Origin of the sequence: Pseudomonas sp. TYF_14 (assembly GCF_043105275.1) — a bacterium.
GTDB classification, from domain to species: domain Bacteria; phylum Pseudomonadota; class Gammaproteobacteria; order Pseudomonadales; family Pseudomonadaceae; genus Aquipseudomonas; species Aquipseudomonas alloputida.
In genome coordinates this window covers 1-15108 of sequence record NZ_JBICLK010000054.1, presented here as the reverse complement: position 1 = coordinate 15108, position 15108 = coordinate 1, and the positions used below count along the sequence as shown (strand labels likewise).

Sequence of the window (15108 nt, the reverse complement as noted above, 5' to 3'; positions counted from 1 at the left end):
AGCAAGGATAGGCCAGGGGTCTTGTAAGGGTGTGCTGGGGGAGCGGTTTACCTGTGCCGGCCTTTTCGCGGGCGCGCGCGTTCCTACGGGTTTGCCACTGGCCCCGAGCCTTGTGCAATACCTGTGGGAGCGGGCATGCCCGCGAAGAGGCCGGCTCAGCCAGCCAGGCACTCAAGCCATGTCGCTGATGGCGAACTCCTCAGCCAGATGATCGATCAGCGCTCGCACCGAAGGCAGCAACCCACGTCGCGATGGGAAGATCGCATGCACGATACCGCAACGCGGGTGCCAGTCCGGAATCAGCTCAACCAGACGTCCCGCCGCCAGATCCTCACGCACCGCCACCCGCGGCAAGTGGGCGATCCCCACTCCGGCCACCACGAAATGGCGCAGGGCAAACAGGTCGTCAGTCACCATGCGTGGTGTATGCGGGATGACGATGCTGCGGCTGTTGTCCTCACCCTGGAACAGTTCCCACTGGTACTCGCGCTGTGCACTGCCCCAATGCACGCTGGGTAGTGTGCCCAGCAGCTGTGGGTCAAACCCTTTGGGCAGTTGCGCCAGGTATTGAGGCTGGCCGACCAGGCACTGGGTGCTGTTGCTCAGCACCTTCATCACCATGTCAGTGTTCTCCAGCGGCGGAAAGCGCACCCGCAGAGCGATGTCGAAGCCCTCGTGCAACAGGTCGACACGGCGGTTGGTACTTTCGATGAACAGCTCCACCTGCGGGTACTTGAGCATGTAGCGGGTCAGCATCGGCCCGACCCAGGAGTTGAGCAGGGTGGTCGGGCAACTGATGCGCACCAGGCCGCGCGGTTCGCTGCGGTTGCGCTCGATGATTTCCGCCGCGCCCTCGGCCTCCACGCGCATGGCCAGGCAGCGGTTGTAATAGGCCTGGCCGATTTCGGTCAGCGAGCAGTGGCGGCTGGTGCGGTTCAACAGCCGCACACCCAGGCGGTCTTCAAGGTCGGCGATTCGCCGGCTGAGTTTTGACTTGGGCATGTCCAGCGCCCGCCCGGCCGGGGCGAAGCCGCCATGTTCGACGACCTGGGTGAAGTAGTAGAGGGAGTTGAGGTCTTCCAATGATCGGTCTCCGGGTATTGGGTTGCCTGTACCGGCCTCTTCGCTCGTAGGAGCGGCTTTAGCCGCGAAGAGGCCGACACAGCCCCTACAAATCCATCGTTCATAAATCAGAACGCTAAAGCCAGATTCTGCTAACTACCGCCGCAAAGGTGATGATTTTAATCTGTGCCCATCAACGCGAAACACCCCGGATTGCTGAAAAGTTCATAACCCTTAGGAGCACAGACCATGAGCAAATTCACCTACAACCGCCTGAACAAAGACGACGCTGCCGTACTGCTGGTTGACCACCAGGCTGGCCTGCTGTCGCTGGTGCGCGATATCGAGCCAGACAAGTTCAAGAACAACGTGCTGGCGCTGGCTGACCTGGCCAAGTTCTTCAACCTGCCGACCATCCTCACCACCAGCTTCGAGCAAGGCCCCAACGGCCCGCTGGTGCCGGAACTGAAAGCCCTGTTCCCGGATGCGCCGTACATTGCCCGCCCTGGCCAGATCAACGCCTGGGACAACGAGGATTTCGTCAAGGCGGTGAAGGCGACCGGCAAGAAGCAGCTGATCATTGCAGGTGTTGTGACCGAGGTTTGCGTGGCGTTCCCGGCGCTGTCGGCCTTGGAGGAAGAATTTGAGGTATTCGTGGTGACCGATGCTTCCGGCACCTTCAATGAGATGACCCGTGATGCCGCGCATGACCGCATGAGCCAGGCGGGTGCCCAACTGATGACCTGGTTCGGCGTGGCCTGCGAGCTGCACCGCGACTGGCGCAACGATGTCGAAGGGCTGGCTGCACTTTGCTCCAACCACATTCCGGATTATCGCAACCTGATGACCAGCTATAACGCGCTGACTGCGGGTAAGTAATCAACCACCAGCAACGTGCACAAAGGCCGGCTCTCTCTGTAGGGAGCCGGCCTTTCTTGTTTGCTGTACCGGCCTCTTCGCGGGCAAGCCCGCTCCCACAGGGATCGCGCAAGATTCAACGCCAGTGCAGTACCTGTGGGAGCGGGCGTGCCCGCGAAAGGGTCGGTGCAGGCGACTCAGTTCATGGGCTGTGACTCAATCCCATCCAGCAATGCCTCAACCAACCCTTCTGCCATTTCGAGTGCGTTCAGGTTGCTCCAGAACAGGCTCTTGCCTGTGTCATCCAGATGCTCCAGGGCTTTGTAGCCACAGTCGTAGGCGCCGCGCAGGTATTGGGCGACATGCACCAGGGCATCGTGGGCCGAGACGCCGGGGTTTACGGTAAACAATGCAGGATGGCCGGCATCGCAGCGGCTGAAAGAGCGTTGGGTGGTGTTGGGGAGGGGGGGATCCGGAACAATCTTTTTCATTGCAGTAAGCTCTCTAGGTTGTACTGCAACCATCCGTTTCCACGCGAAGGGTGGCAGTTGTACGCGGGGTGGAAAACCGGTGAGAGGCAACCCGGTAGGCCATACGGCCTCCCGCGCACAACTGCCATTGAAGACAGCACCTCAGATCAGACGGGTTTCCACACCCGATCGCTGAACCGACAGCGACCTGGTCAGCCTAGAGAGCAGGCCTTTCCCGGACAATCAGACGGGCGTCGACACGATGCGTAGGATAATTCCTCGGGATTGGCGCGAACGTAGGAAATGGTTCGCGGGGAAGTAGGACCCCGCTGAGAATTAGACGATCTTGTGATGGTTTTTTGTGCGTAATGGCGGCGAGGTGATCGTCAGGAAATTGCATGATGGCTTCTAGGTGCCTGGCGATAGTTTTTGGGCGCCCATGAGATCGAGCGCCGCCCGCGCGGCGCATCGCGAGCAAGCTCGCTCCTACATTTGTTTCGGGCCAATTATTCCTGTGGGATTTGCGCGCGAACGCTTTGGCGCATGGCTCGATATCGTGTCGTACAAACAAGGCGGTCGCGCGCGCAGGCACAGGCGATACTGGCCCGAAACAGATGTAGGAGCGAGCTTGCTCGCGAAGCGCCGCGCGGGCGGCGCTCGATCTCACAGGCACTACAACCCTCAAGGCATGCGCCAAAAGGCCTCAGTCCGCATCCGAATCAAACAACCGCTCCAGCTCCACCCGCGCCTCCTTGGCCGTCTGCATCACCTTGGCCCGGTCATCACGCACTTGCCCCTGGGCCTCCAGCACCTCTTCGTCATGCTGGGTAAACCGTGCAATGCGGTCCGCCGCCTGTTCATCGCTCAGGCCCAACCCCACCAGTGCCCGGCGGGTCATTTCCAGGCTGGAGTAGAACGTCTCGCGAATCGGCTCGGCGCCCACATCCGCCAATTTGTGCACATGCTGGCGGTTACGCGCCCGGGCCAGCACCTTCAGGTGAGGGTACAGACGCTTCACCCGTGCGGCGGTATGAATGGCGGCTTCAGGGTCATCAATGGTGATGATGAAATACTCCGCTTCACCCACCTTGGCGGCGTGCAACACCTCCGGGCGCAGCGGGTCGCCGTAGAACACCGGCACCTGTTCGAACATGCGGGTCATCTCGATGGTGTCCACCGAGGTTTCCAGGGCAATGAACGGGATCTTCTGTGCCCGCAGGATGCGCGCGACGATCTGGCCCATGCGGCCCATGCCGACGATCACCACCCGCGGTGTATCCGTCTGGATCTGCTTGTACTGCTCGGGCACTTCACGCGCCGGTTGCGGGCGTTTGAGGGCGCGGGCGCAACCCAGCATCAGCAGCGGGGTGATGGCCATTGACAGGGTAATGGTCATCAGCAGCAGGTCGTAGGTCTGGGTATCGAACAGGCCTTGGTCCTTGCCCAGCTTGAACACCACGAAGGCGAACTCGCCACCGGCCGCCAGCACCATGCCCAGGCGCAGGGCGCTGGCGCTGTTCAGGCCGCCGACCAAGCGGCCGACGCCTATCAGCAACAGCAGCTTCACGGCCACCAGCAACAGGGTCAGGCCCAGCACCACCAGTGGCATTTCCAGCAGCAGGCGCAGGTTGGCGCCCATGCCCACGCTGATGAAGAACAGCCCCAGCAGCAGGCCCTTGAAGGGTTCGATCTGCGATTCCAGCTCGTGACGGTATTCCGAGTCGGCCAGCAGCAGGCCGGCGAGGAAAGCGCCAAGGGCCATGGAGATACCCGCTTCTTCCATCAGCCAGGCGGTGCCGATCACTACCAGCAGTGCGGTGGCAGTAGACACTTCTGGCAGGCCGGTGCGGGCCACGGTGCGGAACACCGGGCGCAACAGGTAGCGACCGCCGATGATCACCACGGCGATGCTGGCGAATACCTTCAGGCCGTGTTGCAGGCTGTCGCCTTGGCTGGTGTCCGGGCCACTGGCGGCCAGCAGCGGTACCAAGGCGATCAGCGGGATCGCGGCGATGTCCTGGAACAACAGGATGGCGAACGCCAGACGGCCGTGCGGTGCATTGAGCTGCTTGCTCTCGGCCAGGCTCTGCAGGCCAAGGGCGGTGGACGAAAGCGCCAGGCCCAGACCGAGCACGATGGCTGCTGGTAGCGTCTGGCTGAAGCCGAACAGGGCGATGGCGCCGATGACTGCGCCGGTCAGCACCACTTGGGCAGTGCCGACACCAAACACCGACTTGCGCATCAGCCACAAGCGTTTGGGCGACAGTTCCAGGCCGATGATGAACAGCAGCAAAACCACGCCCAGTTCGGAAATGTGCGCCACGCTTTCTGTGTCGCGGATCAGGCCAAGTGCTTGCGGGCCTATGACCACACCGGCGAGCAGGTAGCCGAGCACGGCACCCAGTTGCAGGCGCTTGGCCAGAGGGACGGCGAGGACGGCGGCAAGCAGGAAGATCACCGCGGTTTGTAGAAGGCTGCCTTCGTGTGGCATTGGCTCGTACTCCATGAGCTGCCGGGGCAGCGTTCGAACAGTTTGACGGACAATTCTGAGGGGTGGGGTGGGGTCAGACAATCATCTGACGGGAAGAAACATTGTCCTGTTCAGAGTGACGATCGGTGCCGGCGCTTACCTGGGCTCAAGGCCTGTGCTATCTCTGTGGGAGCGGGCGCGCCCGCGAAGAAGGCAGCGCTAATCGGACTGTTCACCGCCACCAAACTGTGCCCGATACTGCGCCGGCGTCATGCCAATTCGCTCAAAGAATACCTTGCGCATGTGTCGATCACTGCCAAACCCGCACTGCGCCGCCACCACCTTCATCGGCAGGTCACCGCATTCGAGCAGCTTGCGCGCACGGTCGATGCGCGCATTCTGCAGGTACTGCAGCGGCGTAATGCCCACCTCGCGCAGAAACGTCCGGGCAAAGTTACGCCCGCTCATGGCCACCAGTTCGGCCATTTTCTGCACGGTGAACGCCTGATCGATGTGGTCGACGATATAGGCCTGCACCCGGGCAATCGGCGAGTCATCGCGTGGTACCGCAGCCAGCAATGGCCCGTAGGGTGTCTGCCCACCCTGACGGTGGCGGGCTACCAGCAGTACCTTGGCTACTTCCAGGGCCAGCGCCTTGCCATGGTCCTCGGCGACCACCGCCAGTGCCAGGTCGATCCCTGCTGTGATACCGCCCGAGGTGATCAGGCAGCGGTCCATCACGTAAATCTGCTCGGTCTCCACCTTGGCTTCGGGAAACGCCTGTGCCAGGCGCTCCACGTAGTTCCAGTGGGTGGTGCAGCGATAGCCATTCAGTAACCCGGCCCGCCCCAGCAGGAACACCCCGGTGCAGATGGCACCGAAGCGCTTTGCCTGGCGCACGGCCTTGGGCAGCCAGCGCTCGATCCCTGGCAGGGCGATGTCATAGGCCCCAGGGCCGCCCGGCACCAGCAACAGGTCGACGGCCTCCGGCAAGTCTTCCAGGCGCCGGTCGGCCACTACCTTCAGGCCGCATGAGCCGCGTACCACTGCTTGCCCCTCGGCCAAGGTCAGCAGCCGATATTGCCGTGCTGCAGGCAAGAACCGGTTGGCGATGGCGAATGCATCCATGGGACCGGTGACATCCAGCAGTAACACATCGTTGAACAGCACCATGGCCACGGTGCGGTGGGCGGGTTTTTCCTGCATACCTCTTTCGCCTTGAATGCCGACCGCGGGTAGCGGCCAGAAGCTGAATACGAAACGCATCTTAAGGTATCGGCAAAACGCCCAGGGCCAGCAGCGCACAATTAACAACAATTCAGGTTTGGCTCAGGACTTCGTCATGTGCCGGGGGCGAGACTTTCTGCATTGAACAGGAGAGTCGCCATGTACCCTGGGACGCCCGAAGCGCCGCTGCAAACCCCCGGCGCACTCACGCCCGCGCGGCTGCGCCGGGCCAAGGAGCTGATGTTGCATAGCCCGTTGTCGATCATCGAGATCGCCGCGGTATGCAACCTTACCCGCAGCCATTTTTCCCGCGCGTTCAAAGTCAACACCGGCCTTTCGCCGCAGGCCTGGCGCCTGCTGGCGCGCATGGAAAAGGCCAAGCGCTTGCTTGCCACCGAGGCGCCTATCACCCACGTGAGCCTGGAATGCGGCTTTTGTGACCAGGCCCATTTCACCCGTGCTTTCAGCCGCCTGGTCGGCCAGCCACCCAAGGCCTGGCGGCAGGCGCAGACACTTTCTTAAGCCAATGCTATCCACCGGTATAACCCCTGCGGACAGTGCCGGCCCGTTATCCCAACCCAAGGAGTCACCCCATGAGCCAACCCGATTACAAGCGCCTGAACAAAGACGACGCCGTGGTGCTGCTGGTCGACCACCAGACCGGTCTGATCTCGCTGGTGCAGGATTTTTCGCCCAACGAATTCAAGAACAACGTGCTGGCCTTGGGCGACCTGGCCAAGTTCTTTGGCCTGCCGACCATCCTCACCACCAGCTTCGAGCAAGGCCCGAATGGCCCGCTGGTGCCCGAGCTGAAAGAGATGTTCCCGGATGCGCCGTACATTGCCCGTCCCGGCCAGATCAACGCCTGGGACAACGAAGACTTCGTCAAGGCAATCAAGGCCACGGGCCGCAAGCAACTGATCATCGCCGGTGTGGTGACCGATGTGTGCGTGGCCTTCCCGACCCTGTCGGCGCTGGCGGAAGGCTTTGAAGTGTTCGTGGTGACCGATGCCTCGGGCACCTTCAACGAAACCGTGCAGCAAGCGGCTTGGGTACGCATGACCCAGGCGGGTGCGCAGATGATGAACTGGTTCTCGGTGGCCTGCGAACTGCACCGCGACTGGCGCAACGACATCGAAGGGCTGGGTAACCTGCTGTCGCAGCGTATCCCCAACTACCGCAACCTGATGAACAGCTACGCAGCGCTGGCCTCGCGCTGATGTAAACCTGTACTGGCCTCTTCGCGGGTAAACCCGCCCCTACAGCCGACCGTAGGAGCGGGTTTACCCGCGAAGAGGCCGGCACAGGCTATGCGTGATTCAAAGGCAGACTGACACGAATCCGGCATCCACCCAACTGCGACACCAGCGCCTGCAGCTGCCCGCCGTGGGCCTGAGCCACCGAACTACAGATCGCCAAGCCCATCCCCATGCCACCGGTCTTGGTGGTATGAAACGCATCGAATACGCGCTCACGCTCGTCCGCCGCGATCCCCGGCCCGTTGTCGTCCACGCAGATTTCCACCTCGTCCTCGACTACCGCCGACGTAATCTTCAGCACCCCGTCACAGCGATACCCCGCCAACGCTTCCAGGGCATTGGTAATCAGGTTGAACACCAGCTGCTGCAACTGCACCGGGTCGGCTGTCACGCACACCCCGGCCTTCAACCGTGTCTGCACATCCACCTTGCCCTTGGCGGCGTCGGCCGAGGTCAGGCGCACCACCTCGCGGATCAATTCGTCCAGCTTCACCGCCTTGAGTTGCATCGGTGACTGCTTGGCCAGGGACCGCAGCGCCCGCACGATGTTGCCGGCCCGTTCGCTGTCGTTGCGGATGTCTTCCAGGCCGGCAATCGCTTCTTCCAGGTCGGGTTTGGTGCGTTTCAGCCAGCGCAGGCTGGCCGCGGCATTGGAGGCGATGCCCAGGAGCGGCTGGCTGATCTCGTGGGCGATGGACGCTGACAGCTCATTCATCGCCTGCAAGTGCGCACTGCGCGCCAGTTCCGCACGCGAGCGGCGCAACTCGGCCTCCATCTGGGTGCGGATCTGGTTTTCCTCGGCCAGGCGCGTGTAGAACTTGGCCGTTTGTAGCGACACCGCTGCCTGCGAGGCGAGGATTTCCAGCATGGCCAGGCGCTGACTGCCGAACAGGTTGGGCACGAGGCGGTTTTCCAGGTACACCAGGCCGATCAGCACGCCCTGGATCACCAGCGGCAGGCACAGCACCGAGCGGGCGTTGCGCGCCTGCAGCTGTTGGCGGAAGGCCTCCGGGCACTCACTGAGGGCATCGTTGAGCACCAGCGGTTTGCGGGTGCGCATGGTGGTGTTGATGACCGACAACGGTGCCTGGGTCATGAACTTCTGGCAGTTGTCCATGCTCACGTGCAGCCCGGCATCGTCGATGTAGGCCAGGGCGGCCATCTGGAATTCGGCGCCGCTTACAATCAGCAGCGCGCCATGGTCGGCACCGGAGTGCTGGGTCAGGTGGCCCATCAGGGTTTCGATCAGGCCTTCGAGCAGCACTTCTTCGGACAGCGCCCGCGCGGCTTCGATGCCGGCTTCGAGGTCCAGCCTGGCCTGGTGGGTGGCGCGATAGGTCTCCTGAATCGGCTGGGTACGCAAAAACGGATGCAACGTCTCCAACTGGTGCACCTTGCCGGTCGCGCCCCAGATGTGGAAGCAGTCGCGGGCAATGCGCAGGTGCAGGTTGGCGCCCGAGATCAGGCCGCTGGGGATGCACACCTCGGCCAGCTGTTCATGGGCCAGCGCCTGCTCGTGGATGAAGCCGGCAGCGGTGGCGGCGATTTGCGCCTGGTCGAAGCAGCGGATCGCGGCCAGGCCGTCGCCTTCGAGCTTGGCGATCACGCCCTCGATTAGCAACTGCTTGCTGCGGAAGGTGGCCGGGTTGAAGCCGGCCCAGCGGCTGAATCGCTCGCGCAGGGCCTGCAGCTCGCGCAGCTTGTCGGCAAGGCTGCCGTGGGCCTCGGGGCTGCCCAGGGCCAGGCCGCGGAACAGGTGATAGTCGGCCAGGTTGATGTGCGCCGGTGCGGCCCAGGTGTTGTCGCCGGCCAATGCCAGGTCGCGCATGGTCTTTGGGATATTGCCCATGTAGAAGGCGCACATGGCGGCGAACAGGTGTTGGAAGAACCGCGTGGTGGGCGACTTCGAGGCGGTGGCCGGGGCGGGGCAGGGCGTGCCGCTCAGGTTGGCGACGAACGCTTGCTGTGCCAGCAGGATCTGCTCGATATCGCCGTAGCCGTGGCGACGTACAGTGGCCAGGCCTTGCGCCACTTCCTCGACCACGTCCGGCAGGTAGCGGCCCATGAACAGCGAATCTGAAACCAGGTGGTTGCAGGCATAGCAGCTCATCGCCAGGTCACCGCTCAGGCGCGCCGAGTCGACCGCGTCCAGCGCGGTACGTCGGGCGAATTCCATGGGCGAGGTCCAGGCGCTGACCTGATCCAGGGCCAGCAGCGCGCTGGTCAGATCAGCGTCGAAACCGTGCCGTTCGATCAGCTTGAGCGCGGCCAGGCAACAGGCATGGCCATCATGGTAAGCGCCAAAACGCTCGGCAATCATCACGCCGTACCAGGCCATGCCGTAGGTGCTGCCAGGGGCAACGCCGTGCAGTAGCGACAACTCCATGAGCTTGGCCAGGTGCAGGAAGCTGATGTCGTCCTTCACGAAGAAGGATGATGACAGAGTGGCCAGCAGGCTGATGGCAACCGTCACTTCCTCCGAGTCGGTGCGCGGCAGTGACTCCAGGCAATGCCGGTCCTTCTGTTCGATCAACGCCTGCACATGGGCATGACTGGCCTCGACCTGCTGCCAGTCGAGGCCCCGCACCGGGCTGATACCCAGTAAGTCCAGGCCGGCCAGGGCGCTGTCGATGGCCGCCTGATAGTCACCGCGCAAGGTGTACAGCAGCGCCTGTAGCCGGCACGCCCGTGCCTGGTCCAACACCGAGCGAGCACGCTGGCGGCATTCAGTGAGGCGGGCCTCGGCCGCGATCGTGCGTGACAGTTGCATGTCGCACTCCGTCGCCATGCAGGCGATGGCAAAGCCATGCGTGGCGCGGCTTTCCAGCGTGGCGCTGTGCTGCAGCAACTGCTCGGCGGTGTGCAGGTAACCAGCGGCCTGCTCGAAGGTGCCCGCGTCGCGTGCGCATGATGCGGCTTCGCGTAAAAGCTGCAGGAACGCTTCGCAGTCATCCGCTGCAAACCCGCAGGGGCTGGCGCGTTGTAGCTGGCTGGCGAGCTCGAACAACACCTCGTGCGTTCGCCCTGGCCAAGCCTGGCGCATGGCCAGGGCGATACGTGCATGCAGCGAGGCGCGCTGGTGCACGGGCGTGAGTGCATAAGCGGCCTCCATCACCCGGTCATGAGTGAAGCCCAAGCCGTTCTGGCCCGGTTGCAGGAAGCCAGCGCCAATCAAGGCTTTCAAGGGTTCGCCTGGCGGTTGGGCGAGCACTTGCCGAAGCAGGTGTTCATCGCAGTGGCTGCCCGCCGCGCTGACGACCCGCAACAGGTCGCGTTGCGGTGCCGGCAGGCGCTCCAGACGGTGGACCATCAGGTCGGCGACATTGTCGGAGTAGCAGTGCCGGGCCACGGCCTGCAGGCACCAAGACCAGCGCATGGCCTGGGTGTCGAAGATGAACAGCTGGTCTTCGACCATGGCCCTGAGGATCTGGTTGATGAAAAACGGGTTGCCCGCCGTCTTGCCATGCACCCGTTCGGCCAGTTGAAATGCGGCCTCGGGGGCAACATGGAAGCGCTCGCCAATCAGCTCGGCCACCGCCCCAACGGCCAGCGGCCGCAGGTTCAGCGTGGTGCTGCGCACCGCTGCGGGTATGGCCAGCGGTGCGCTGGTGGTGGGCGTATCGTTGCACCGGGTGAAAATCAGCAGCAGGTTGGCCGGCGCTTCAGCCAGCAGTTGGGCCAACAGTTGCCGGGTGGCGTCGTCGGCCCATTGCAGGTCGTCGAAGAACAGCACCAGCGGTTGGCCAGGCCGGCTGAAAACCTGCAGGAATTCAATGATCGCGTGCAGTTCCTTCTGCAACGCAAGGCGCGTGGGCTTGGCGGGTAATTGGGGCAGGGGGCCGAGAATCAGTTGCAGGTCCGGGGCCAGTTTGCCGAGCAGACGACCATGACTTTTGATGCGGCGCTGGATTTCGCGGCGCAGGGTGACGAGGTCCTGACTGTTCTTGGCCAGCAACTGGGTAGTCAGGGCACTGAGTATTTCGATCCAGGGCGTGTAGGGCACTGCTTGGGTGTGGCTGTTGCATTTGCCGACGGCCCAGTAACCTTCGGCGTTGGCCTTGAGAGCGGCTTCGACCAGGCTCGACTTGCCCATGCCAGCAGCGCCGTTGATGACCAGGGCTTGTGGTTTGCTATCGCGATTCAAGGCCTTGAGCAGCAGGGTGATAGCCTTTTGCTCGGCGCCGCGGCCAAACAGGCGCGCGTGGCCGGGCGCTACCGGGTCGGCGCAGCCTGGGGTGAAGGGTGCCATGGTTTTGTGGGCGGCCCACTGCCGCTGGCAGTGAGCCAAGTCCACTGCAAAGGCGCGCGCGCTCTGGTAGCGGGCGTCCGGCTCTTTGGCCAAGGCCTTTGCCAGGACCAGGCTGAGGGAGTGCGGCACCTTGCTGTCCGCTTCGCTGGCCGCCCGCGGCTGCACACCAGCATGCAGCTGTCGCCAGTGCAGGGTGTCGCGCCCGGCCAGCGGCAGTTCGCCTACCAGTAACTGGTAGAGGATTGCCCCCAGGGCATAGATGTCACTGCGTCGGTCGCTGCTGCTACCGTGCGGGCAAACCTGCTCCGGCGCCAGGTAGGCCCAGTTGCCGAGCGGGGTGCCCTGTTCGCTGATCCGCTCTGCTGGGTCGGCACGAAAGAAGCCCAGGCGCACCCGCTGGTGGGCGCGCAGGTACACATGTTCAGGCTGCAATGTACCGTGCAGCACATTGCGTTCGTGCGCTTGCGCCAACGCATGGGCAGCGTTCACCGCGATGTCGAGAAACGGCTCCAGTGCAGCAGGGCCTTCAGCGATCAGGTCGGCGACTGAGCGCCCGGCCGGGTACACCAGCAACGGGCCTTCGGCCGAGCGCACGAACGCCGAGGGGATCACCGCCCACTGCGGGTCCAGTTGCAGGCGGTAGTCACGTTCCAGGCGCTGACAGGCGGAAGGGGCCTCGAGCGGCGCGCGCACGGCGATCCAGGCCTGATTTGTGGCTGGGTCGCGCAGGCGGAAATAGCTGAGTTCACCTTCCTGGCCCAGCGCGCTGACCTCGCACCGCTTCAGCCAGCCCTCGTCGATTGACTGGTCGTAATCGATGGGCCTGTGGGCAAGGCGTTCATCGAGCATAAAGCACCCCCGCTAGCGACATCCTGAGGCGCGAGTATACGCAGCGGGCCCAGCATGGATGCGGGTTACAGCCTGCTTGGCAGGAACGGGCACGCTGTTGTCCGTTATCGTCCCCTTGGGGCAGGCGGGCTTTTGTATAGTCCTTGGGCCAACCTATCCCTCGGGATAATTGTCTGAACGCCAACGCTGGCCTAGGCTGCCCAGGGCAGCGAAAACGCCCGTGCCCGCGCGAGGAAGCCATGATCCGAATAGGCAATGCCCAGGTGTCGCTGGAGCGGCGCGAAGTCTTTGTCGACGGCAAGCCGATCCTGTTGGGTGGGCGTGCTTTCGACGTGCTGGCCACGCTGATCAGGGCCAAGGGCCGCGTGGTCGGCAAGGACGAGTTGTTCAGCCAGGTGTGGTCCGGCACGGTGGTCGAGGACAATAACTTGCAGGTTCAGGTGTCCTTGCTGCGCAAGGCCTTTGGCGACCGTGGCCTGATCCAGACCGTTCCGCGCCGGGGCTATCGCCTGGCCGCGCAGATCAGCCTCGAGGAGCCTGGTGAGGCATTGGGCAGGTCGTTGCTGCGCAGCCTGGCCGAGACTGTCGAGCCGCTCGATGAGCGCGTGAATGTGCCGGTGTTGGTGGTGGATGACGACTCGTCGGTGCGCACCGCGTTGGGCCGGCTGTTGCGCTCGCAGGACATCCCGCACCACTTGTTTGCCAGTGCCGAGGCGCTGTTCGAGGCCCGCCTGGAAACCCCCTGTGCCTGCCTGCTGCTGGACATGCACTTGCCTGGCACAAGTGGCCTGGAGGTACAGGATGCGCTGTGCCGGCTGGCGCTGCCCTGGCCGATCGTGTTCATGACTGGTTTCGGCACCATCCCGATGACCGTCCAGGCCATGCGCGCCGGGGCGGTGGAATTTCTGACCAAGCCGTTCGATGAAGACCAGTTGCTGACCCTGTTGCAGACAGTGCGCGCCCGGGCCGTGGCCGAAGGCCACAAGTGGCTGCAGGCGCGGCAGGTCGAGGAAAAGTACCAGCGCCTGACTCAGCGTGAGCGCCAGGTCTTCTCGCTGGTGGTAGGCGGCTTGTCGCACAAGCAGATCGCCAGGCAGATCGGCACCAGCGAGGTGACGACCAAGGTGCACAAGAAGAACATCATGAACAAGATGCAGTCCCGCTCGCTGCTGGAGCTTGCGGCCATGCACAACCTCCTCGGAGCGCGGTCTGCGAGCCTGGGCGGCGCATGAGCAGAGGGGTGTGCATCGTCGACGACGATGCCTCGGTGCGCAAAAGCCTGGCCAACCTGCTGCGCTCGGCGGGGTTCGAGACCTTGTCGTTTTCCGCCGGGCACGCATTCCTGGCTTCGCCACTGGCGGGCGAGGCGGGCTGTGTGTTGCTGGACCTGAAAATGCCGGGGATGAGCGGGCTGGAGGTACAGCGTGAGCTGGCACAGCGGGGGTGGCGCTTGCCGGTGATCTGTATGTCGGCACATTGGGACGATGGCTCGGTACGGGCAGCGATGGGCCTTGGGGCACTGGCCTGCCTGGGCAAGCCGTTTTCTGAAGAGGTGCTGCTGAAGGTGGTTGAAGAGGCTTTGGCTGGCGGTCAGTGAGGTATGGCTGTGCCGGCCTCTTCGCGGGTGAACCCGCTCCTGCAGGGGGGCATCACAACCCTGGCAATCTAACTGCTCCCCGGTCGGTACTGCAGGGCCTCGGCCAGGTGCGCCCGGCCAATCGTCTCGCATCCCTCCAGGTCCGCCAGTGTCCGCGCCACCTTCAACAACCGGTGCGCCGCCCGTAGCGACAAGGTCAGCCGCTCGCAGGCCCCTTCCAGCCAGACTTGGTCCGCCGCTACCAACCCACAGTGATGCCTTAAACCTTCAAGGTCGAGAAATGCATTCGCACACCCTTGTCGCCTGTGCTGCAGCTCCCGCGCTTCAGCCACCCTGACGGCGACATCGGCACTGGTTTCACCGCAAGGCTGGTTGTTCAATGTAGTGCTCTCGCGAGCCACGGTCAGGTGCAGGTCGATGCGGTCCAGCAGTGGCCCGGACAGCTTGTTGCGATAGCGCGCGATCTGCTCGGTGCTGCAACGGCAGCGGCCAGTGGGGTCGCCCAGGTAGCCGCAAGGGCAGGGGTTCATCGCTGCCACCAGCTGGAAACGCGCGGGGAAACGCACTTTGTCGCGGGCACGGGCAATCACGATTTCACCTGACTCCAGTGGCTCGCGAAGCACTTCCAGTACGCGCCGCTCAAACTCCGGAAGCTCGTCGAGAAACAACACGCCGTGATGGGCGAGCGTGATTTCACCTGGTTGCGGTCGGCTACTGCCACCGACCAGCGCCGGGCCGGACGCAGAGTGATGGGGGTGGCGAAAGGGTCGCTGTGGCCAGCTGTTCAGCGGCGCTTTCCCGCTGACCGACTGGATTGCCGCCACTTCCAGCGCTTCGTGCTCGTCCAGCGGTGGCAGCAGCCCGGGAAGGCGGCTGGCGAGCAAGGTCTTGCCGGTGCCGGGCGGCCCGGTGAACAGCAGGTTGTGCGCCCCGGCCGCAGCCAGCAGCAAGGCGCGCTTGGCTGCCAGTTGGCCCTGCACTTCGCTCAAATCCGGGTAGGGGCGTTGCTGCAGGATCAGGCCGTTGGCAGCGTAGGGCGGCAGCGGCACCTGGCCGTTCAGGTGGGC

Annotated in this window: 11 protein-coding genes; 5 read left to right on the top strand and 6 right to left on the bottom strand. The window is 63.7% G+C overall.

Features of this window, described 5'->3' with window-relative positions; genetic code table 11:
- Positions 1-171: 171 nt before the first annotated feature.
- Positions 172-1083: a LysR substrate-binding domain-containing protein gene (locus ACF8O8_RS13730; RefSeq protein WP_010955764.1), complete on the bottom strand. Its 912-nt coding sequence runs from the start codon at positions 1081-1083 to the stop codon at positions 172-174.
- 228 nt (positions 1084-1311) lie between these two features.
- Between ACF8O8_RS13730 and ycaC (ACF8O8_RS13725) the strand changes: the two genes are divergently transcribed.
- A complete protein-coding gene (gene ycaC, locus ACF8O8_RS13725; protein ID WP_010955763.1) occupies positions 1312-1941 on the top strand; it encodes an isochorismate family cysteine hydrolase YcaC in 630 nt (209 codons plus the stop codon).
- A 176-nt stretch (positions 1942-2117) separates the two neighbouring features.
- Here ycaC (ACF8O8_RS13725) and ACF8O8_RS13720 read toward each other — a convergent pair whose 3' ends face one another.
- From ACF8O8_RS13720 to ACF8O8_RS13710, 3 genes are all read right to left on the bottom strand, one after another.
- Entirely contained in the window at positions 2118-2411 is a 294-nt protein-coding gene (locus tag ACF8O8_RS13720; RefSeq protein WP_392509849.1) for a hypothetical protein, read from the bottom strand.
- Between the two features lie 682 nt (positions 2412-3093).
- Positions 3094-4881: a monovalent cation:proton antiporter-2 (CPA2) family protein gene (locus ACF8O8_RS13715; RefSeq protein ID WP_010955761.1), complete on the bottom strand. Its 1788-nt coding sequence runs from the start codon at positions 4879-4881 to the stop codon at positions 3094-3096.
- A gap of 198 nt (positions 4882-5079) precedes the next feature.
- On the bottom strand, positions 5080-6066 hold the full coding sequence (locus ACF8O8_RS13710) for a GlxA family transcriptional regulator (protein ID WP_392509848.1): 987 nt from the start codon (positions 6064-6066) through the stop codon (positions 5080-5082).
- A 180-nt stretch (positions 6067-6246) separates the two neighbouring features.
- On the opposite strand from ACF8O8_RS13710, the gene ACF8O8_RS13705 reads away from it, so the two are divergent.
- Positions 6247-6609 (top strand): AraC family transcriptional regulator, encoded by a 363-nt coding sequence (locus tag ACF8O8_RS13705; protein WP_020192890.1) that lies wholly within the window; start codon positions 6247-6249, stop codon positions 6607-6609.
- A 71-nt stretch (positions 6610-6680) separates the two neighbouring features.
- Complete coding sequence (gene ycaC, locus ACF8O8_RS13700; protein WP_003253573.1) at positions 6681-7307, top strand: isochorismate family cysteine hydrolase YcaC; 627 nt, start codon at positions 6681-6683, stop codon at positions 7305-7307.
- A gap of 88 nt (positions 7308-7395) precedes the next feature.
- Here ycaC (ACF8O8_RS13700) and ACF8O8_RS13695 read toward each other — a convergent pair whose 3' ends face one another.
- Entirely contained in the window at positions 7396-12444 is a 5049-nt protein-coding gene (locus tag ACF8O8_RS13695; RefSeq protein ID WP_392509847.1) for an AAA family ATPase, read from the bottom strand.
- Positions 12445-12683: 239 nt separating this feature from the next.
- On the opposite strand from ACF8O8_RS13695, the gene ACF8O8_RS13690 reads away from it, so the two are divergent.
- Entirely contained in the window at positions 12684-13676 is a 993-nt protein-coding gene (locus ACF8O8_RS13690; protein WP_049588349.1) for a response regulator, read from the top strand.
- Entirely contained in the window at positions 13673-14041 is a 369-nt protein-coding gene (locus ACF8O8_RS13685; protein WP_010955756.1) for a response regulator transcription factor, read from the top strand. Before ACF8O8_RS13690 ends, ACF8O8_RS13685 begins: the two co-directional genes overlap by 4 nt.
- 68 nt (positions 14042-14109) lie before the next feature.
- On the opposite strand, the gene ACF8O8_RS13680 is transcribed toward ACF8O8_RS13685, so the two are convergent.
- The coding region (locus tag ACF8O8_RS13680) for a YifB family Mg chelatase-like AAA ATPase (RefSeq protein WP_392509846.1) at positions 14110-15108 on the bottom strand (999 nt) is incomplete at its 5' end.

Excerpts from the sequence above, each read along its gene's own strand:
- ycaC (WP_010955763.1), top strand. The coding sequence starts at position 1,312 with ATGAGCAAATTCACCTACAACCGCCTGAACAAAGACGACGCTGCCGTA.
- ACF8O8_RS13685 (WP_010955756.1), top strand. The coding sequence starts at position 13,673 with ATGAGCAGAGGGGTGTGCATCGTCGACGACGATGCCTCGGTGCGCAAA.
- ACF8O8_RS13720 (WP_392509849.1), bottom strand. The coding sequence starts at position 2,411 with ATGAAAAAGATTGTTCCGGATCCCCCCCTCCCCAACACCACCCAACGC.
- ACF8O8_RS13710 (WP_392509848.1), bottom strand. The coding sequence starts at position 6,066 with ATGCAGGAAAAACCCGCCCACCGCACCGTGGCCATGGTGCTGTTCAAC.
- ACF8O8_RS13715 (WP_010955761.1), bottom strand. The coding sequence starts at position 4,881 with ATGCCACACGAAGGCAGCCTTCTACAAACCGCGGTGATCTTCCTGCTT.
- ACF8O8_RS13690 (WP_049588349.1), top strand. The coding sequence starts at position 12,684 with ATGATCCGAATAGGCAATGCCCAGGTGTCGCTGGAGCGGCGCGAAGTC.
- ycaC (WP_003253573.1), top strand. The coding sequence starts at position 6,681 with ATGAGCCAACCCGATTACAAGCGCCTGAACAAAGACGACGCCGTGGTG.
- ACF8O8_RS13695 (WP_392509847.1), bottom strand. The coding sequence starts at position 12,444 with ATGCTCGATGAACGCCTTGCCCACAGGCCCATCGATTACGACCAGTCA.
- ACF8O8_RS13705 (WP_020192890.1), top strand. The coding sequence starts at position 6,247 with ATGTACCCTGGGACGCCCGAAGCGCCGCTGCAAACCCCCGGCGCACTC.